The 17,070-nt window shown below is 73.0% G+C and carries 19 protein-coding genes; 9 read left to right on the plus strand and 10 right to left on the minus strand.

Annotation, left to right across the window (positions count from 1 at the left end; all coding sequences use genetic code 11):
* Positions 1–102: 102 nt before the first annotated feature.
* The gene (locus OF819_RS00005; protein WP_267241459.1) at positions 103–876 is read right to left on the minus strand and encodes an adenosylcobinamide-GDP ribazoletransferase; all 774 of its coding nucleotides are present in this window, start codon (positions 874–876) and stop codon (positions 103–105) included.
* Between the two features lie 285 nt (positions 877–1,161).
* Between OF819_RS00005 and OF819_RS00010 the strand changes: the two genes are divergently transcribed.
* A complete protein-coding gene (locus OF819_RS00010) occupies positions 1,162–1,926 on the plus strand; it encodes a hypothetical protein (protein WP_267241143.1) in 765 nt (254 codons plus the stop codon).
* Here OF819_RS00010 and OF819_RS00015 read toward each other — a convergent pair.
* The 3 genes from OF819_RS00015 to OF819_RS00025 all read right to left on the minus strand — a co-directional run bounded on the left by OF819_RS00015 (position 1,874) and on the right by OF819_RS00025 (position 5,901).
* Positions 1,874–2,608 carry a hypothetical protein gene (locus OF819_RS00015; RefSeq protein ID WP_416370434.1) on the minus strand — a complete coding sequence of 245 codons (735 nt, stop codon included), beginning with the start codon at positions 2,606–2,608 and terminating at the stop codon, positions 1,874–1,876. The two genes, OF819_RS00010 and OF819_RS00015, sit on opposite strands and share 53 nt — an antisense overlap.
* 50 nt (positions 2,609–2,658) lie before the next feature.
* Positions 2,659–3,768, minus strand: a complete 1,110-nt coding sequence (cobT, locus tag OF819_RS00020; protein WP_267241460.1) for a nicotinate-nucleotide--dimethylbenzimidazole phosphoribosyltransferase — start codon at positions 3,766–3,768, stop codon at positions 2,659–2,661.
* A gap of 924 nt (positions 3,769–4,692) precedes the next feature.
* Entirely contained in the window at positions 4,693–5,901 is a 1,209-nt protein-coding gene (locus tag OF819_RS00025) for a bifunctional adenosylcobinamide kinase/adenosylcobinamide-phosphate guanylyltransferase (RefSeq protein ID WP_267241145.1), read from the minus strand.
* Positions 5,902–5,994: 93 nt separating this feature from the next.
* Here OF819_RS00025 and OF819_RS00030 point away from each other — a divergent pair, with 93 nt between their 5' ends.
* Entirely contained in the window at positions 5,995–6,222 is a 228-nt protein-coding gene (locus tag OF819_RS00030; protein WP_267241146.1) for a hypothetical protein, read from the plus strand.
* 583 nt (positions 6,223–6,805) lie between these two features.
* Here OF819_RS00030 and OF819_RS00035 read toward each other — a convergent pair.
* From OF819_RS00035 to OF819_RS00045, 3 genes are all read right to left on the minus strand, one after another.
* Positions 6,806–7,954, minus strand: coding sequence for a S1C family serine protease (locus OF819_RS00035; RefSeq protein ID WP_267241147.1), 1,149 nt, complete (start codon positions 7,952–7,954; stop codon positions 6,806–6,808).
* A gap of 100 nt (positions 7,955–8,054) precedes the next feature.
* The gene (locus OF819_RS00040; RefSeq protein ID WP_416370435.1) at positions 8,055–8,759 is read right to left on the minus strand and encodes a class I SAM-dependent methyltransferase; all 705 of its coding nucleotides are present in this window, start codon (positions 8,757–8,759) and stop codon (positions 8,055–8,057) included.
* Between the two features lie 110 nt (positions 8,760–8,869).
* Positions 8,870–9,469, minus strand: a complete 600-nt coding sequence (locus tag OF819_RS00045) for a DUF3043 domain-containing protein (RefSeq protein WP_267241148.1) — start codon at positions 9,467–9,469, stop codon at positions 8,870–8,872.
* A 271-nt stretch (positions 9,470–9,740) separates the two neighbouring features.
* Here OF819_RS00045 and OF819_RS00050 point away from each other — a divergent pair, with 271 nt between their 5' ends.
* The 4 genes from OF819_RS00050 to OF819_RS00065 all read left to right on the plus strand — a co-directional run bounded on the left by OF819_RS00050 (position 9,741) and on the right by OF819_RS00065 (position 13,049).
* The gene (locus tag OF819_RS00050; RefSeq protein WP_267241149.1) at positions 9,741–10,541 is read left to right on the plus strand and encodes a PspA/IM30 family protein; all 801 of its coding nucleotides are present in this window, start codon (positions 9,741–9,743) and stop codon (positions 10,539–10,541) included.
* Between the two features lie 126 nt (positions 10,542–10,667).
* Positions 10,668–10,946 carry a PspA-associated protein PspAA gene (pspAA, locus tag OF819_RS00055; protein ID WP_267241150.1) on the plus strand — a complete coding sequence of 93 codons (279 nt, stop codon included), beginning with the start codon at positions 10,668–10,670 and terminating at the stop codon, positions 10,944–10,946.
* A gap of 154 nt (positions 10,947–11,100) precedes the next feature.
* Positions 11,101–12,363: a sensor histidine kinase gene (locus tag OF819_RS00060; protein ID WP_267241151.1), complete on the plus strand. Its 1,263-nt coding sequence runs from the start codon at positions 11,101–11,103 to the stop codon at positions 12,361–12,363.
* The gene (locus OF819_RS00065) at positions 12,360–13,049 is read left to right on the plus strand and encodes a response regulator (RefSeq protein WP_267241152.1); all 690 of its coding nucleotides are present in this window, start codon (positions 12,360–12,362) and stop codon (positions 13,047–13,049) included. The genes OF819_RS00060 and OF819_RS00065 overlap by 4 nt, the downstream gene beginning before the upstream one ends.
* 72 nt (positions 13,050–13,121) lie before the next feature.
* On the opposite strand, the gene OF819_RS00070 is transcribed toward OF819_RS00065, so the two are convergent.
* Together OF819_RS00070 and OF819_RS00075 are read right to left on the minus strand one after the other, a co-directional pair.
* Positions 13,122–13,397: a DUF397 domain-containing protein gene (locus tag OF819_RS00070; protein ID WP_267241153.1), complete on the minus strand. Its 276-nt coding sequence runs from the start codon at positions 13,395–13,397 to the stop codon at positions 13,122–13,124.
* Positions 13,376–14,221 (minus strand): helix-turn-helix domain-containing protein, encoded by an 846-nt coding sequence (locus tag OF819_RS00075; RefSeq protein WP_267241154.1) that lies wholly within the window; start codon positions 14,219–14,221, stop codon positions 13,376–13,378. Before OF819_RS00075 ends, OF819_RS00070 begins: the two co-directional genes overlap by 22 nt.
* A gap of 132 nt (positions 14,222–14,353) precedes the next feature.
* On the opposite strand from OF819_RS00075, the gene OF819_RS00080 reads away from it, so the two are divergent.
* Together OF819_RS00080 and OF819_RS00085 are read left to right on the plus strand one after the other, a co-directional pair.
* Positions 14,354–14,647: a hypothetical protein gene (locus OF819_RS00080; RefSeq protein ID WP_267241155.1), complete on the plus strand. Its 294-nt coding sequence runs from the start codon at positions 14,354–14,356 to the stop codon at positions 14,645–14,647.
* Positions 14,644–14,808: a hypothetical protein gene (locus OF819_RS00085; protein ID WP_267241156.1), complete on the plus strand. Its 165-nt coding sequence runs from the start codon at positions 14,644–14,646 to the stop codon at positions 14,806–14,808. The genes OF819_RS00080 and OF819_RS00085 overlap by 4 nt, the downstream gene beginning before the upstream one ends.
* A gap of 130 nt (positions 14,809–14,938) precedes the next feature.
* Here the strand turns inward: OF819_RS00085 and nadA are convergent, their stop codons facing one another.
* A complete protein-coding gene (nadA, locus tag OF819_RS00090; RefSeq protein WP_267241157.1) occupies positions 14,939–16,129 on the minus strand; it encodes a quinolinate synthase NadA in 1,191 nt (396 codons plus the stop codon).
* 298 nt (positions 16,130–16,427) lie between these two features.
* On the opposite strand from nadA, the gene erpA reads away from it, so the two are divergent.
* Complete coding sequence (erpA, locus tag OF819_RS00095; RefSeq protein ID WP_267241158.1) at positions 16,428–16,784, plus strand: iron-sulfur cluster insertion protein ErpA; 357 nt, start codon at positions 16,428–16,430, stop codon at positions 16,782–16,784.
* Positions 16,785–17,070: the final 286 nt, after the last annotated feature.

Here is a 17,070-nt window from a genome sequence, read left to right on the forward strand (position 1 = left end):
GTACAGGGGGTAGGGGGCGGAGCCCTCCAGTTTCGGGAAGTGGGGGTCCCCCACGCCTCCAGGGCGTAGGGGGAGGGGAGGGGAGCGCCCCGCCCGACGCGCCTACGCCAGCGCGAGCGCCACCACCGCCGCCGTCGCCGCGGTCTCCGCAAGCGCGCCGAAGACATCTCCCGTCACCCCGCCGAACCGCCGCACGCAGCGTCGCAGCAGCGCCTGCGCGGCGAGCAGCCCGACGGCGAGCGCGAGCGCGTGGTGCAGCGCCCCGAGCGCGCCGAAGAGCGCCCCCGCCGCCCCGGCGCAGACCGCCGCCGTCGTCGCGGCGACGGCCAGCGCGCCGGGCGCCGGGACGACGCCGGCGACCGCCGCGCCCAGGCCCTCGGGGCGCGCGGCGGGGACGCCGGGCCGGGAGGCGAGGGTCAGCGCGAGCCGTGCGGCCACGGCGCTCAGCACGGCTGCCGCCGCACCCCGCGGCCAGCTCTGCGCGTACAGCTCGTACACCGCGGCGATCTGGGCGGACAGGACGAACAGCAGTGTGATCACACCGAACGGTCCGATGTCGGACTGCTTCATGATCCGCAGCGCGTCCGCGGCGGGCTTGCCGCTGCCCAGGCCGTCCGCCGTGTCGGCGAGACCGTCCAGATGGAGCCCCCGGGTGAGGACGGCGGGGACGGCCGCGGTGGCGACGGCGGCGAGCAGTGGGCCGCCGCCCAGCAGCAGGATCAGTCCGCCGGCGGCCGCCGCGGCGAGGCCGACGACGAGCCCGGCGAGCGGCGCGCACAGCATGCCGGCGCGGGCGGCGGTGCGGTCCCATCGGGTGACGCGCACCGGGAGCACGGTCAGGGTGCCGAAGGCGAAGCGCAGCCCGTGCAGGCCGATGGCGGAGTCGGGGGCCGGTGCCGGGGCAGGTCCCGGGGCCGACCTGGCGGCCGGGTCGGGGGCCGGTGCCGGGGCAGGTGCCGGGGCCACCCCGGCCGCCGGGTCGGAGGCGGGGTCGGGCGTTGGGCCGGACCTCGCGTCGGAGGCGGGGTCGGGCGTCGGACCGGAGGCCGGCTCCGGAGAGTGATTGGCATCCACCGCGCGAAGGGTAGCCGGACGCCTCCGACGGTAAATTGCGCATGACGCACATTCACCGGCATAACGTGTGAACCGGAAGCGGACGGCATGGGTGACTGGTTCTACCGCAACATCGTCGAGCCGGGAAAGCTCCCGACGCTCCTCGCCCTGACCTCCTTCATCCTCACCTTCCTGATCACCCGGGCCGTCACCCGGCTGATCCGCGCGGGCAAGGGGCCGTTCCGCAATGTCACACCCGGCGGGATGCACATCCACCATGTCGTCCCAGGCGTCGTCCTCACCGTGGTCGGCGGCTTCGCCTCCGTCGGCAGCGGCCGGCACGGACCCGCCGCGGCCGCCTCCGCCGTCATCTTCGGCATCGGCGTGGGCCTCGTTCTCGACGAGTTCGCGCTCATCCTCCATCTCGACGACGTCTACTGGACCGAACAGGGCCGCCAGAGCGTCGAGGTGGTCGTTCTGGCCGCCGCGCTGGCGCTGCTGGCGCTCGGCGGCTTCTCGCCGCTCGGCGTCGACCAGCTCACGCCCGAGGAGCGGCAGAACCGGGCCGTCGTGCTGGTGACGCTCGCGGGCAACTTCCTCTTCGTCGTCATCACGCTGGTCAAGGGCAAGATGCGGATGGCCTTCATCGGGGTGCTGGTGCCGTTCGTGGCGCTCTTCGGCGCGGTACGGCTGGCCCGGCCGGGCTCGCCGTGGGCCCGGCGCTTCTACCGGAAACGGCCGAGGGCCCGCGCCAGGGCCCGGCTGCGCTCGTACCACCACGACCGACGCTGGGACCGGCCCCGCCGCAAGTTCCAGGACCTCATCGGGGGCGCGCCCGACCGGCCGAACCGCCGGGACGGCGTCGACCGCTGAGCCCCTCGGCTGCGCCGTCGGCGGTGCGGCGCTTCACCGACAGCGCGGCGCACAGGGCGAGCACCGCCGCGATCGCCGCCAGATGCTCCTTGCCCGCCAGATTGGGTTTGACGATCACTTCGACGACCATCGCGGCGATGACCAGGCCCGCCGTGAACCAGGCCCGGTAACGCCAGCAGACGAACACCGCCAGGCCCACGACCGCGGCGGACGGCCCGGTGTCGACCACGCGCGCGTCGGAGGCCGGCAGCCCGAGGCCGGCGAAGGCGTCGGGCCCCAGGGCGACGCCGATCCGGGCGTACATCGTCCCGGCGAGCGTCGCCAGATAGGCGACCGCCAGCGTCCGCGCCCGGCCCACAGTGATCTCCGCTATGCCGAACACCAGCAGGATCTGCGCCAGCGCGCCCCACACCGGAAGGTCCAGCGCGGGCACGAACAGCGACAGCGGGGTGCGCAGCAGCGCCAGCCACAGCGGGTCCTCGGCGCGTACGGCTCCGATCTCCTGGACCGGTCCGTACCCCCACGACTGGTGCTGTACGACCTGGAACAGCGCGGTGAGGCAGACGGCCGTCAGGGTCAGGGGGACCGCTCGCCACTTGTCGGTGACGAGCGCCGTGCGCACGGTTCTGTGCAGCGGGCCCCACTCGCGGCGCGCAAAAGCAGACAAGCGGACCTCTCCCATGAAACGCGATCATATGGGGCATCACGTGTCATGACGGTCCGCCTGATCCGTCAGTCGTCGCTGTGCACGCTCTCGCTGCGCACGCTCCCGCTCTCCGCCTCCGCAGAACCCTGTTCGGGCTGTTCGGGCCGTTCGGGCAGTTCCGCCGCGAGCGCGGCGGCCGCCTGGACGAGGGGGAGCGCGAGCAGTGCCCCGGTTCCTTCGCCCACAGTGACGCCGTGGTCGAGCAGCGGGTTGAGCGCCATCCGGTCGAACGCCTTCGTCTGCGCCGGTTCGCCGCTGACCTGGCCCGCCAGCCACCAGTCCGGCGCGCGGAACGCGGCGCGCTGGCCGACCAGCGCGCAGGCCGCGGTGACGACCCCGTCGAGGATGACCGGCATCCGGCGCACCGCCGACTGGAGCAGAAAGCCGGTCATCGCGGCGAGGTCCGCGCCGCCGACCGCGGCGAGCAGCTCCAGCTGGTCGCCCAGCACCGGACGGGCGCGGCGAAGGGAGTCCCGGACCGCCGCGCACTTGCGCATCCAGGCCAGATCGTCGATGGCGACGCCGCCGCGTCCGGTGACCACCGAGGCGTCGGTGCCGCACAGTGCGGCGACGAGGGTGGCGGCGGGCGTCGTGCCGCCGACGCTCAGATCGCCGAGCACGACGAGGTCCGTGCCGGAGTCGGCCTCCTCGTCGGCGATGGCCATGCCGAGGCGCACGGCCGCCTCGGCCTCCTCGGCGGTGAGCGCGTCCTCGACGTCGATACGGCCGCTGCCCCGGCGCACCCGGTGGCGGACGACCTCCTCCGGCAGCAGGGCCGGGTCGCAGTCGAGACCGGCGTCCACGATGCGGACGGGAACGTCCATACGGCGGGCGAGCACGGCGACCGGGCTCGCCCCGTCCAGCACATCCCGCACCAGCCGGTGCGCGGCGCCCGCCGGGCGGCGGGACACCCCCAGCCCGGCGACCCCGTGATCCCCGGCGAACAGCACGACCCGCGGCTGAGCCACGGCCTTCACCGGGGCGACGCCCTGCGCGGCCGACAGCCACTCCGCGAGCTCGTCCAGCCGCCCCAGGGCCCCGGGGGCGACCGCGAGCCGCTCACGCCGGGCTTCGGCGTCGCGGCGGGTGCCGCTGTCGGGACGCTCGATCAGATCGGAGAAGTCGTCGAGATTCAACCTGCTCATTCGCCGAACAGTACCGGGCCCACCCGCTCTTGGGGGTGTTGCCCCCAGCCCCCTTTCCCGCTTTGGGTGCGGGGGCTTCGGCCCTCCACGGCCCTGCGGCGCTGCGCGCTGCGGGCGTCTCCCGGGCGTGCCCGGTCTCCGCGGGCCGCGGGCCCTTTCCCGCCCACCCGCCCTCACCGCCGCGGGGCTGCGCCCCGCACCCCTGCGGCGAGGGGGCGACCGCGAGCCGCTCACGCCGGGCTTCGGCGTCGCGGCGGGTGCCGCTGTCGGGACGCTCGCCGCGGGGCTGCGCCCCGCACCCCTGCGGCGCTGCGCGCCGTGCGCCCTTCGGGCCTTGGGGCGGAGGGGCCCGTGGGCGGCGGGCCTTCAGGCCCTTGGGGTGCGGGGCCTTGCCGGGTGCGGGCGGTCGGGGCCCCTCCGGGCTCACCTCCTCGGGGCCGGCGGCGTGACCGCCCCTGTCCCGGTGCCCCGGTCTTGCCGCCGATCCCCTGCGGGGGCGCCCCTGCACGGCCCCTCCCCACCAGACGGCCCCGGCCCCCTTCCGAGCCTCGCGGGGTGCTGGAAACGGGCTGGGGGTTCCCCACGCCCTCAGGGCAATGCCGTTGCACTAACAGGCCTTCCCGGTCTCCGCCGGGCAGCTTTCCGCAGCTCTCCGGCCCGGGACCGCTGGGTAAGGCGACGGCGCCCCCAGGGCGCAGGGGGAGGGAGGGAAAGGCACCTGCCCGGGCCACAGGGGCGGCTCGCCCCGGGCCCGCGCCTGGCAAGGTGCTGGAAACGTGGGGGTCCCCCACGCCCTCAGGGCGTAGGGGGCGGGTGGGCGGGAAGGGAACCCGCCCGGGCCACGGGCAGCCCGCGCCGACAGACGGCGGCGCCCGCGAGGCCCCCGCACCCCGCCCGTCACCCGCACCCCGCCCGTCACCCCCGCAGCACCACCGCCTGCCCCGCCACCACCAGCACCACCTGCTCGCACTCGTCGGCGAACGCCGCGTTCAACCGCCCCAGTTCGTCCCGGAAGCGCCGCCCCGCCGCCGTCGCGGGCACCACGCCCGAGCCCGTCTCGTTGGTGACGGCGACGACCGTCCGGGTCGTCTCCCGGACGGCCGTGACGAGTTCGGCCACCCGCTTGCGCAGCGCCCCCCGCGCCGACCGGTCGCCGGCCGCCCACTTCTCGTCGTCCCAGGCGCCGACCCGGTCCATCGCATCGGTCAGCCACAGCGACAGGCAGTCGATGAGCAGCGGCGGCCCGTCCGCCGCGAGCAGCGGCACGAGGTCGCAGGTCTCGGCGGTGCGCCAGCTGCCGGGACGGCGTTCGCGGTGCAGGGCGACCCGCTCCGCCCACTCGGCGTCCCCCTCCCGCGTCCCGCCCGTCGCGACGTACAGCACGTCGGGGAAGGTCTGCAGCCGGCGTTCGGCCTCCACGGACTTGCCGGACCGTGCGCCGCCGGTGACCAGGGTGCGGCGCGGCACGTCCGGGACGGCGTGGTACTCGCCGACGTACAGCGTCGTCCCGTCGGGCACCGCCCGCGCCCCCGCGGCCGCGAGACGCCTCGTCAGTTCCGGCCCGCCGGGCACATCGTGGTCGAGGTGCGCGGCGATGACGTCCGTGGTCGCCCCGACCGCCCCGGACGCCCGCAGCCGGGCCAGCGCGTCGGGCCGTCCGACGACGTCGGCGATGACCATGTCATACGCGGCGAGCCCCTCGGCGAGGCCCGCGGGGGCGCCGCCGGGCGGGAGGTAGAGGAGGCGTTCGCCGTCGGGGGAGGCCACCTCGTATCCCGTGCCGGGGTGGTCCATCGGCACGGCACGCACCCGGTGCCCGCTGATGAGGGTCAGCTCGCGTCCGTCCGGCACCCGCCCGGCCGTGGGCAGCCCGGCGGGCAGGTCGAGGGCGGGCCCGTTGTGCGGATGTGTGAGCAGCACCTGCCGTACGCCGACGAGGGAGTGCCCGGCGCGCGCCGCGGCGAGCGCGGCGCCCGGAGTGAGGTCGAGCAGCAGCGCGCTGTCCACCAGAAGCGCCGTCGAGGCCCGTGCGAGGCCGCCGCGGGCGGTGGCGCAGACGGCGCAGGGGCAGTCGGGGCGGGGGAGTCCGGCGGGCGCGCCGGTGCCGAGCAGAGTCACTTCCACGCCCCTGATCCTGCCGCGTCGCCGTCTGGCCTGCGCGCCCGGCTACGCTGCGGGCAGCAATGAGCGATCAGTCGGCGGGACCCGGGAGGCGACATGGCATGGACGTGGCGGTTCGAGAAGTCCGACGGCACGGAGGTCCAGCCTGCGGTGCAGCCGGAGGAGTTCACCACGCAGGGCGACGCGGAGACCTGGATCGGTGAGCACTGGAAGGATCTGCTGGAGGGCGGCGCGGACCAGGTGGTGCTTTCGGACGACGGCAGAAAGGTCTACGGGCCGATGAGCCTGCACGCGGCCGAGGGAGACGGCGAGGGCGAGCGATAGCCCCAGGGGGCGGGGAGCCGCGCAGTTCGCTCTCCGCCCCCGCGGGCGCGCGGACGCACGCGTGCCTCCGCGGGCTTGCAGCTGCGCGCCTCGGCCGAGTGCCGGCCACCGCGTTTCCGGCCATTCCGCCGGCGGGTCGAACTCTGCGCACCCGGGTGGGCGTCGCGTCAGTCTCCGGCGTGTGTGCGCGGGCCGAGTTCCCCGTTCCCCGTCCCCTCGCGGGCACGCGGCCCGCACCCGCCTCCGCCGGCTGCCCGACGCGGCATAAGCCCCCGCACCCCCGGGCGCGTCAGCTTCCGCCTCCCGCAGGTGTGTTGGCCCTCCGCTTCCCGCGGGTCGGTTGAGCCCTCCGCCTCCCGCAGGCGCATCGACCATCCGGCCCCCGGCGCGGTCTGAGCCTCCGCAGCCTGGCGGGCGCGCCGAACTCCGGGCTCTGCGGGCCCGCGACCCGCAGGTCCGCAGCCCCCAGGCCCGTTGGTCCGCTGGTCCGCAGGCATCCGGCCCCTGGCCCCGCCCCCGGGCGTCCGACCCCCGCCCCCGGTCTCCCACGGGCCGCCGCGCCGCACGCCGTCGCTCCACCGCGTCATTCCATTTCGCCCAGCGTCACCTCCGCCGACCGTGCCGTACCGCCCCGCACATACTCCACGTCCACCGTGTCGCCCGGCCTCAGGGAGGCCAGCGCCTCCGCCAGGGACGTGATCGTGGTGACCGCCTTGTCGCCGACGCGGGTGATGATGTCGCCGGACCTGAGTCCCGCCTCTGCCGCCGCGCCGCCGGGCGTCACCTCCACCACCGCCACACCAGACGGCTGGTACTCGGTGTTCAGCACGGTGCGGCCCCGGATGCCGAGGGCTGCCCGGCCCGAGTCAGTGACCTGGCCGTCGCGGATGATCTGGTCCGCGATCGAGCGGACCGTGGAGGCGGGGATGGCGAACCCGATGCCCGGCGCCGCGCTGCCGCCCAGCTCGGGGTCGGTCGCGGCCAGCGTCGGCACGCCGATGACCTGGCCGTCCAGGTCGACGAGCGCGCCCCCGCTATTGCCCGGGTTGATCGCCGCCGACGTCTGGACCATGTTGCCGAACGTCGTGCCGACGCCCCCGCCCGCGCCGCTGGTGGTCACCGCGCGGCCCACCGCAGAGACGATGCCCTGGGTGACGCTGCTCGACAGGCCCAGCGGCGAGCCCATCGCCAGCACGATCTGACCCACCTCGACCTCCCCCGAATCGCCGAAGGCCGCGGGCTTCAGCCCCTCGGGCGTCTGCTCCAGCTTGATGACGGCAAGATCCTGCTCGGGGTACGAGAACACCAGCTCGGCGGTCAGCGGCTGTTCCCCGGTCGCGGTGGTCACCCGCATCGACCGCTCCCGGCCGACCACATGCGCGTTGGTGACGATATGGCCCTGGTCGTCGTAGACCACGCCGGAGCCGAGGCTGTCGTCCGCCTCGATCTGGACGACCGACGGCAGGACGTTCTCGATCACGTTCTGGTAGTCGTCCTGGAGTTCGCTCGCCGCCTTCGGCGCGGCCGCGCGCCCCGCCGCCTGGTTCGAGGCTTCGGCCGTGGAGCGCGCCTGCCCCTGAGACGCGGGCGCGGGCGAGCCCGGCGAGCAGCCGCAGGCCAGGGCGATCACGCCGACCGCCCCGAGAACGGCGGCGGTCGTACGGCGGAGAAGGGACGTCGTACGGCGGCGAGGGGACGTCGTACGACGGCGAGGGGACAGAGAAGCGCTCATGCTGGGAGTGTCCCCGCCGGACCGCCCCCGTTGCCCGCCGAGCGCCGCCGATCAGAGGGCCGGGGCCTTGACGCGCCCCGGCTCAGTCCTCCCGCGCGGCTCAGTCCTCCCGCCCCGGCCGGTCGCCCCGCACCCCGCACAGATGCAGCAGCGCCGCGACCCGGCGGTACGGTTCCGTGCGGCCCGCCCGGTCCTCGGCCGTCAGCAGCCGGGCCAGTTCCGCCGCGGGCGGCAGCGGCTCGTCGTTGTCGGCGAGGTCGGTGAAGACCCGTACCCCGTACCAGGCGTGCAGCGGCGCCGCGATCCCCGCCAGGGTCGCCGTCAGCGCCTCCAGGCGGTCCGCGCGCACCTTCAGACCGAGCCGGTTGGTGTACGCGTCCGAGTCGAAGGCCGCGAGCGCGCTGTCCCAGTCTCCGGCGAGGCCGGGCCGCAGGGCGAGCGCGTCGCCGTTGCGGACCAGCAGGGAGAGCAGTCCGCCGGGCGCGAGCATCCTCGCCAGTCCGGCGAGCATCGCGTCGGGCTCCTCGACGTACATGAGCACGCCGTGGCAGAGCACCACGTCGAAGCTGCCGGGCCGGAAGTGGACGCCCGTCTCCCGGCCGTCGCCCTCGATCATCCGGAACCGCTCCCGGATGCCCGGGGGCTCGCCGGCCAGCGAGGCCTGGGCCGCTTCGAGCATCGCCGGGTCGGACTCAAGCCCGGTCACCGTGTGCCCGGCGCGGGCGAGCCGCAGCGCCTGCGTGCCCTGGCCCATGCCGACGTCGAGGACGCGCAGCCGCTGTCCGACCGGGAAGCGCGCGGCCATCTGTTCGTCCAGCTGGCGGGCGACGAGCTCCTGGCGGACGACGTTGCGCAGCCCGCCCAGTCCCGCCAGCCACTCGGCGGACGCCCCCGAGAAGGGGGTGACGTCCGCGCTCAGGGCCGTTCCCCGCGCTTGACCTTCGGCTTGGGCAGCCGCAGTCGGCGCATCTGCAGGGTGCGCATCAGCCCGTAGGCGACCGCGCCGCGCTTGGGCTCGTTCGGGAAGCGCGCCTTGAGCTGCTTCTTCAGCCGTACGGCCAGACCGACCGAGTCCACGACGATCAGCACGATCACACCCAGCCACAGCAGCAGCGCGATGTTCTGCATCTGCGGGTTCTGGAGCATGCTCAGCACCAGGATCACCACGGCGAGCGGCAGGAACCACTCGGCGATGTGGAAGCGCGAGTCGACGAAGTCGCGGACGAAGCGGCGGACCGGGCCCTTGTCCCGGGCCGGGAGATAGCGCTCGTCACCGCTGGCGAGGGCCTCACGCTGGCGGGCCAGGTCCGCACGGCGGGCCTCCCGCTGGCGGCGCATGGCCTCCTTGCGGCTCTGCGGCGCGCCGCTGTTGGCGCGGCGGCGCTGGCTCTGGGCCTCGTTGCGCTTGGGCGTGGGACGGCCCTTGGGGGCCTGGGGGTCGCGGGGCTGCTTGGAGAGGTCCGCCGTCACCGGAGCGGTGGGGGCCTTCTCTTCCTTGGAACGGCTACGGAACACAAAGCCCAAGGGTACGGGCTGACAGGAGTGGGGCCTACTGCGGCGGGGAACGATCCCGCAACGGCAGCTGCCGCCGGGGCCCGCCGCCGGTTCCCCGGCGGTCATCTACTCCTTGGGCCGGAGCGGCGTCCGGTCGCAGTCGTCCTTGGGGAGGAGCCCATCCGCGCTCGGACAGTGCGGTAATAGAGACAGGGCCCGTACTGTGGGTTCTGTTGGAGTGCTGGAGCTCAAGTCCGTCAGAAGGGGGCGCGCGAAGCCCATGAGCGGTGTCATGAAGCGTATGGGGATGATCTTCCGCGCGAAGGCAAACAAGGCCCTGGACAGGGCCGAGGACCCGCGCGAGACCCTTGATTACTCGTATCAGAAGCAGCTGGAACTGCTCCAGAAGGTGCGCCGCGGCGTCGCCGACGTGGCGACCTCGCGCAAGCGTCTTGAGCTGCAGCTCAACCAGCTGCAGGGCCAGTCCGCCAAGCTGGAGGACCAGGGCCGCAAGGCGCTGGCGCTGGGCCGCGAGGACCTGGCGCGCGAGGCGCTGTCCCGCAGGGCGGCGCTCCAGCAGCAGGTCACGGACCTGGAGACACAGCACCAGACGCTGCAGGGCGAGGAGGAGAAGCTGACCCTCGCGGCGCAGCGGCTGCAGGCCAAGGTCGACGCCTTCCGTACGAAGAAGGAGACGATCAAGGCGACGTACACGGCGGCGCAGGCCCAGACGCGCATCGGCGAGGCGTTCTCCGGCATCTCGGAGGAGATGGGCGACGTCGGTCTGGCCATCCAGCGGGCCGAGGACAAGACCGCCCAGCTCCAGGCGCGGGCCGGGGCGATCGACGAGCTGCTCGCCTCGGGCGCCCTGGACGACCCCTCCGGCATGGCGAAGGACGACATCGCGGCCGAGCTGGACCGGATCTCCGGCGGCACGGATGTGGAGCTGGAGCTCCAGCGGATGAAGGCGGAGCTCGCGGGTGGCTCGGGTGCGGAGAAGCAGGCGATCGAGGGAGGCAACGGCGCGGCGGGCGCTGCCGGTCAGCAGGACGCGCAGCAGCAGAACAGCCCGCACCGCTTCGACAAGCAGTGACAAGCAGTGACAAGCAGCGACAAGCGGTGATGCGGCAGCAGTGAACGGCGTCTGAACACGGACCACGGTAGTGTGACCATCAGTGTGCGTTGGTGACCGACAGTAGGCCGACAGTTGGGACTCGACATGATCGTACGGATCATGGGGGAGGGGCAGGTGAAGCTGGCGGACAGCCACTTCGCCGAACTGAACAAGCTCGACGACGAGCTGCTTGAGGAAATGGAGAGCGGCGACGGACCGGGGTTCCGCACCACGCTCCAAGCGCTCCTGGACAAGGTCCGCGAGCTGGGCGAGCCGCTGCCGGATGACGCTCTGGAGCCGTCGGAGCTGATCCTGCCGGCCCCGGACGCCACCCTTGAGGAGGTCCGCGCCATGCTCAGCGACGACGGTCTGATCCCCGGCTGAGCCTCCCGGCTCGCTGCCCCCGCTCCACTCCAGCCCTCTGCGCCGCCCCGCGCCCGGAAGCCCGGGTGCGGGGCGCGCGCGTATCCATGCGCGTGTATATGCGCATGTACGCGTGCGTACCCGTGCGCGGGCCGACGCCGTACCGTTGCGTGACGTGACCACACTCGCCCCCGGGCTCGCCCCCACCCAGCGCTGGCTGCGCACGCATCCGACGGTGTGCGACGGCGTGCTCGCACTGGGCGTGCTGCTGTGCATGGTTCTCGCGGCCTACGCCGATCCGCATGCGCCGCGCGGCGCTTTTGGCACGTTCGGCGCCCGGACGCCCGAGCCGAGCAGCCTGCTGCTGATGCTGCCCGCCGCCGGGGCCCTGGTCTTCCGCCGCCGCGCTCCGGTGGCCGTGCTCGGCTGCACCGGCCTCATCACGGTCATCGAACTGATCAAGAGCGAGCCGCCCGCCCCGCTGGCGATGTCCGCCGTGATCGCCCTCTACACCGTGGCATCCCGCACCGACCGGCCCACCACCTGGCGGGTCGGCCTGCCGACCATGATCACGCTGACCGGGACGGCCATGGTCTTCGGCCCCGCGCCCTGGTACGCACAGGAGCACCTCGGCATCTTCGCCTGGACCGGCATGGCCGCGGCCGCGGGCGACGCCGTACGCAGCCGCCGCGCCTTCGTCGACGCCATGCGCGAACGGGCCGAACGCGCCGAACGCACCCGCGAGGAGGAGGCCCGCCGCCGGGTCGCGGAGGAGCGGCTGCGCATCGCCCGCGATCTGCACGACGTGGTCGCCCACCACATCGCCCTGGTCAATGTGCAGGCGGGCGTCGCCGCCCATGTGATGGACCGGCGGCCCGACCAGGCCAAGGAGGCGCTCGCCCATGTACGGGAGGCCAGCCGCTCGGCGCTGACCGAACTGCGCGCCACCGTGGGACTGCTGAGGCAGTCCGGCGACCCGGAGGCCCCCACCGAGCCCGCCCCCGGCCTCCATGTCCTCGACGAGCTGATCACCACCTTCCGGCAGGCGGGGCTCCCCGTCGACGTCGCCCGCGCCGACGGCGGCGAGCCGCTCCCGGCGGCCGTGGACCTCGCCGCGTACCGGATCGTCCAGGAGGCCCTGACGAACGTCCGCAAGCACGCCGGGCCGGACGCCACGGCCGAGGTGAGCGTCGTACGGGTCGGGCCCGCCGTGGAGATCACCGTCCTGGACAGCGGCGGCGGCGACCCGGCCGACGACTCCGCCGGACAGCCGGGCGAGGGCCAGCCCGGCGGCCACGGGCTGCTCGGCATGCGCGAACGCGTCGCCGCCCTCGGCGGAACCCTCACGACAGGGCCCCGCCACGGCGGCGGTTTCCGCGTCCAGGCGATACTGCCTGCGACAGCTGCCGCCACGGCCCGGGTACAGGGGGACGGATGACCATCCGCGTGCTGCTCGCCGACGACCAGGCCCTGCTGCGCAGCGCCTTCCGCGTGCTGGTGAACTCCGAGCCCGACATGGAGGTCGTCGGCGAGGCCGCGGACGGCGCGCAGGCGGTGGAGCTGGCGCGCAGCGGCAAGGCCGACGTCGTGCTGATGGACATCCGCATGCCCGGCGTCGACGGACTCGCCGCCACCCGCCTGATCAGCGAGGACCCCGAACTCGCCGACGTACGCGTGGTCATGCTCACCACCTTCGAGGTCGACGAGTACGTGGTCCAGTCGCTGCGCGCCGGAGCCTCGGGCTTCCTCGGCAAGGGCGCGGAGCCGGACGAACTCCTCAACGCCATCCGCACCGCGGCCGCGGGCGACGCCCTGCTGTCCCCGGCCGCGACCAAGGGTCTGATCGCCCGGTTCCTCTCCCAGGGCGGGGGAGCGGACGAGGGCCGGCCCGACTCGGGTCCGTACGCCGAGAAGCTCGCCGCGCTCACCGGCCGCGAACGCGAGGTCCTGGTCCATGTCGCGGGAGGACTGTCCAACGACGAGATCGCCGAACGGCTCGAAGTCAGCCCGCTGACCGTGAAGACGCATGTGAACCGCGCGATGGCCAAGCTGGGCGCCCGCGACCGCGCGCAACTCGTCGTCACCGCCTATGAGTCGGGCCTGGTCCGCCCGAGGACCGAATAGCCCGAGTAGCCGGGTAACGCCCTTGGCCCGTCCCAGCACCTTCCCGGGACGGGCCCCGTGCGCGTGCTGCTCCTATGCCTTGAGCCCGCCGACGAAGACGGCCCAGGCGGCGGCGGGGACGACGATCGGGGGGAGGTGGGGGTTCTTGCTGTCCCGTACGGGGACGACGCCGGGGAGATTCGCGGCGACCTCGACGCACGCGCCCCCGTTGGAGTTGCTGTAGCTGCTCCTGCGCCAGCGGGCGGCTCCGGGGAAGTCCTGGGCCACTTCGACGCAGTTGCCGCCGTCCATGTTGCTGTAGCTGCTCTTGCGCCAAGTGGCTGCGCTCAGCTCGACTCTGATTCGCATGGCTCGTACCCCTCCATCACTTGCCGGATAAGCGACGCGGAGTCCTCTGGAGACAGAGCGTACGCCCGGAGCGCATCGTAAAGCGCCCAGCGCTGGTTGACTTCTTCCGGGTCCTCCAGTAGATGGCCGGACTTGCGCCCCTCCTCGTACGCGACGACCTGTCGGCCAGGCAGCCTCAGCAGCGTCACCGGCCCTTCCATGAGCGCGTATCCGCCGTGGCGGAAGGGGAGCACCTGAACCTTGGTGTGCGGAGTATCGATCCGTGTCAGCAGCGACTCCAACTGACCATGCATCACCGCAGGCCCGCCCACAGGCCGGTGCAGCACAGCCTCATCCAGAATTGCCCAGTACCGCGCAGCGGAGGCTGAGCGCAGACGCTCCTGACGACCGAGCCGCGCTTGTACACGCTCCTCGATCTCCTCTGGGGTGATCCCCGGCACATAGCCGAAGAAGGCACGGGCGTACGCCTCGCTCTGGAGCATCCCCGGTACGACGTGTGTCGCCACGTCTTCCATGACTTCGGCGCGGGCCTCGAAGTCCATGTACCTCCGGTACTGGTCCGGATGCGCCTCGCGCTTGGCGAGTTGGTACAGCCCGTGGAAGTACTCGTCCGTCCCGAACGCCGCATCCAGCCGCGCGGGCAGATCCGGCGGCGGCATCAACTCCGCGGTCTCCACCCGCGCCAGCGCGCTCTTGCTGGAGTTCACGATCCCGGCGAGCTGCACCAGCGACAGCCGTGCCCGCTCCCGGTGGCGGCGCTGCTCGGAGCCGAAGTAGTGGCGGGCGGAGACGTACGGGGTCAGGGCCTGGGGCTGGAACTTCATCGGTCGAACCTTTCTGCCGTCCCGTTCTCAACGCGGGGACGCGCAGCCCCTGTTGAGCCCATGCGCCACAGGGCAACGATGGGAGCACACACCGTAATCGCCCGAAGCACGGCATGGAGGACATACGCGATAATGCGCAACGAACAGGGGACCCCGCTGCGACTGCTGCCGTGGGCGTCGGCGACGGGCGGCCCGTGCTACCTGAGCACCGAGGACTCGGCCAGCCGCATGTCGCGGCTGGCCGACAAAATGGAGGCGGACCTGCTCGCCTCGGCCGCGTTCGTCCTCTCCGAGGCGAGGCCGCTGCTCGCGGAGCCCGCCACGGAGGCGCGGGAGCTCCGCTTCACGGGCGTACGCCTCGCCGAGGCGCTGGGCGACGCGCTGCGCATCGCGTCGAGCCGCGGCGCGCGGCTGGAGGGGGAGTGAGCGGGTCGGAGGAGCTCGCGGATCTCGAAGACGACCTCGCTATCGCGCAGAACCGTCTGAACGAGGCGCTGGGCTCCCCGGAGCCGGTCCTTACGCTGGATGAGCTGAGCGCCGAGCTGGCCGCCGCTGACAGCGGCGAGGAGGAGCCGCATGGGCGCTGACGTCGTGATCTCCGTCGAAACCGTGGGTCGGGTCCCGTGACACGCAATGGCCCCGCCTGATGCAGCTGTCGCCCCGGCCAGGTGTGATCACCCGGCCGGGGCGACGGGCAAGGGCTCGGCAGGCCTGCGGCTACGGCAGTGCCAGCATGCGCTCAAGCGCCAGCTTGGCGAAGCTTTCCGTCTCGCGGTCGACCTGGATGTGGTTGATCAGCTTGCCGTCCGCGAGGGACTCCAGCGCCCACACCAGGTGGGGGAGGTCGATGCGGTTCATCGTGGAGCAGAAGCAGACCGTCTTGTCGAGGAAGACGACCTCCTTGCCCTCCGGGGCGAAACGATTCGCCAGGCGGCGGACGAGGTTCAGCTCGGTGCCGATGGCCCACTTGGAGCCGGCCGGGGCCGCCTCCAGGGTCTTGATGATGTACTCCGTGGAGCCCACGTAGTCCGCCGCGGCGACGACCTCGTGCTTGCACTCGGGGTGCACCAGCACGTTCACGCCCGGGATGCGCTCCCGTACGTCGTTGACGGAGTCGAGGCTGAAGCGGCCGTGCACCGAGCAGTGGCCGCGCCAGAGGATCATCTTGGCCGCGCGCAGCTCATCGGCGGTCAGGCCGCCGTTGGGGCGGTGCGGGTTGTAGACGACGCAGTCGTCGAGGGACATGCCCATGTCGCGGACGGCCGTGTTCCGGCCCAGGTGCTGGTCCGGCAGGAAGAGGACCTTGTTCTGCCGGGGCTCCCCCTGCTCGAAAGCCCAGTCCAGCGCCCGCTTGGCGTTGGACGAGGTGCAGATCGTGCCGCCGTGCTTGCCGGTGAAGGCCTTGATGTCCGCGGAGGAGTTCATATACGAGACGGGGACGGTGGCCTCGGCGACCCCCGCCTCCGTGAGCACGTCCCAGCACTCCGCCACCTGCTCCGCCGTGGCCATGTCGGCCATCGAGCAGCCCGCCGCCAGGTCCGGCAGCACGACCTTCTGGTCGTCGGAGGTCAGGATGTCGGCCGACTCGGCCATGAAGTGCACGCCGCAGAAGACGATGTACTCCGCCTCCGGCCGCGCCGCCGCGTCCCGCGCCAGCTTGAAGGAGTCGCCGGTGACGTCCGCGAACTGGATGACCTCGTCGCGCTGGTAGTGGTGGCCGAGGACGAAGACCTTGTCCCCGAGCTTCTCCTTGGCCGCGCGGGCGCGCTCCACCAGATCCGGGTCGGACGGGGAGGGGAGGTCGCCGGGGCACTCCACGCCCCGCTCGCTCTTGGGGTCGGCCTCGCGGCCGAGCAGCAGCAGAGCGAGAGGCGTCGGCTGGACATCCAGCGGCTGGGCGGTGGTCACGTCACGCACCCTTTCTTCTGATTCGATAAGCGCGGCGAAGCCGCTCGGACGGAGTCGGTGCCGACGCCGCCAGCGGCCTTCTCGTCTAAATGACGCTATCTATCATAACCGCTTCACGTCAGTTTGACGATGCCCATAGTGTCGATGTGACGCACCCCCCGTTCCCGCGCTCGTGCCCCATTCCGGCGCGGTATGCGAGCATGAGAGGAAGAGGACGAGAGCTCCGCGGAATGAATCCGCGATCACGCCGGTTGCTACCGTCGGCAAGCAGTCTCCGTACAACCCGGGAGAGATGTAGATGTCCGTATCGGACGAGACCACCACCGTCACCGACGGCATCATCCTGACCGACGCCGCCGCGGCCAAGGTCAAGGCCCTGCTCGACCAGGAAGGCCGGGACGACCTGGCGCTTCGCGTCGCCGTTCAGCCCGGTGGCTGCTCCGGTCTGCGGTACCAGCTCTTCTTCGACGAGCGCTCGCTCGACGGCGATGTGGTGAAGGACTTCGACGGGGTCAAGGTCGTCACCGACCGGATGAGCGCCCCGTACCTGGGCGGCGCCACGATCGACTTCGTCGACACCATCGAGAAGCAGGGCTTCACGATCGACAACCCGAACGCGTCGGGTTCCTGCGCCTGCGGCGACTCCTTCAGCTGACGGGCATCTGACAGCACGGACGAGGCGGCGAGCCCCCAGCCGGGGCTCGCCGCCTCGTCCGTATGCCGCGCTGCCCGCGTCGTAGCGGAATGGCGGTTCCTGTCCGCCCCCGGTCCGACGGCGCGTCGAGCGCGGTGAGCGCAGCAGTGCCTGAGGGCGCGTGCTGGGCATCGTGCGCTGTGGTGTGCTCCTGTGTCAGGCCGTGCGGCCGGTGCGGGCATCGACAGCCATCCGCAGCTCCGCTCCAATGCCATGGGTGACGCATGTCACCTCTCGTGTGCGGACG

Origin of the sequence: Streptomyces sp. PR69, assembly GCF_026420845.1 — a bacterium.
Lineage (GTDB): Bacteria > Actinomycetota > Actinomycetes > Streptomycetales > Streptomycetaceae > Streptomyces.

Coding starts and splice junctions, on each gene's coding strand:
- OF819_RS00030 (WP_267241146.1), top strand. CDS start 5,995: ATGGCATGGACGTGGCGGTTCGAGAAGTCCGACGGCACGGAGGTCCAG.
- OF819_RS00080 (WP_267241155.1), top strand. CDS start 14,354: ATGCGCAACGAACAGGGGACCCCGCTGCGACTGCTGCCGTGGGCGTCG.
- erpA (WP_267241158.1), top strand. CDS start 16,428: ATGTCCGTATCGGACGAGACCACCACCGTCACCGACGGCATCATCCTG.
- OF819_RS00070 (WP_267241153.1), bottom strand. CDS start 13,397: ATGCGAATCAGAGTCGAGCTGAGCGCAGCCACTTGGCGCAAGAGCAGC.
- pspAA (WP_267241150.1), top strand. CDS start 10,668: ATGATCGTACGGATCATGGGGGAGGGGCAGGTGAAGCTGGCGGACAGC.
- OF819_RS00050 (WP_267241149.1), top strand. CDS start 9,741: ATGAAGCGTATGGGGATGATCTTCCGCGCGAAGGCAAACAAGGCCCTG.
- OF819_RS00075 (WP_267241154.1), bottom strand. CDS start 14,221: ATGAAGTTCCAGCCCCAGGCCCTGACCCCGTACGTCTCCGCCCGCCAC.
- OF819_RS00065 (WP_267241152.1), top strand. CDS start 12,360: ATGACCATCCGCGTGCTGCTCGCCGACGACCAGGCCCTGCTGCGCAGC.
- OF819_RS00035 (WP_267241147.1), bottom strand. CDS start 7,954: ATGAGCGCTTCTCTGTCCCCTCGCCGTCGTACGACGTCCCCTCGCCGC.
- OF819_RS00010 (WP_267241143.1), top strand. CDS start 1,162: ATGGGTGACTGGTTCTACCGCAACATCGTCGAGCCGGGAAAGCTCCCG.
- OF819_RS00040 (WP_416370435.1), bottom strand. CDS start 8,759: ATGGCCGCGCGCTTCCCGGTCGGACAGCGGCTGCGCGTCCTCGACGTC.
- OF819_RS00015 (WP_416370434.1), bottom strand. CDS start 2,608: ATGGGAGAGGTCCGCTTGTCTGCTTTTGCGCGCCGCGAGTGGGGCCCG.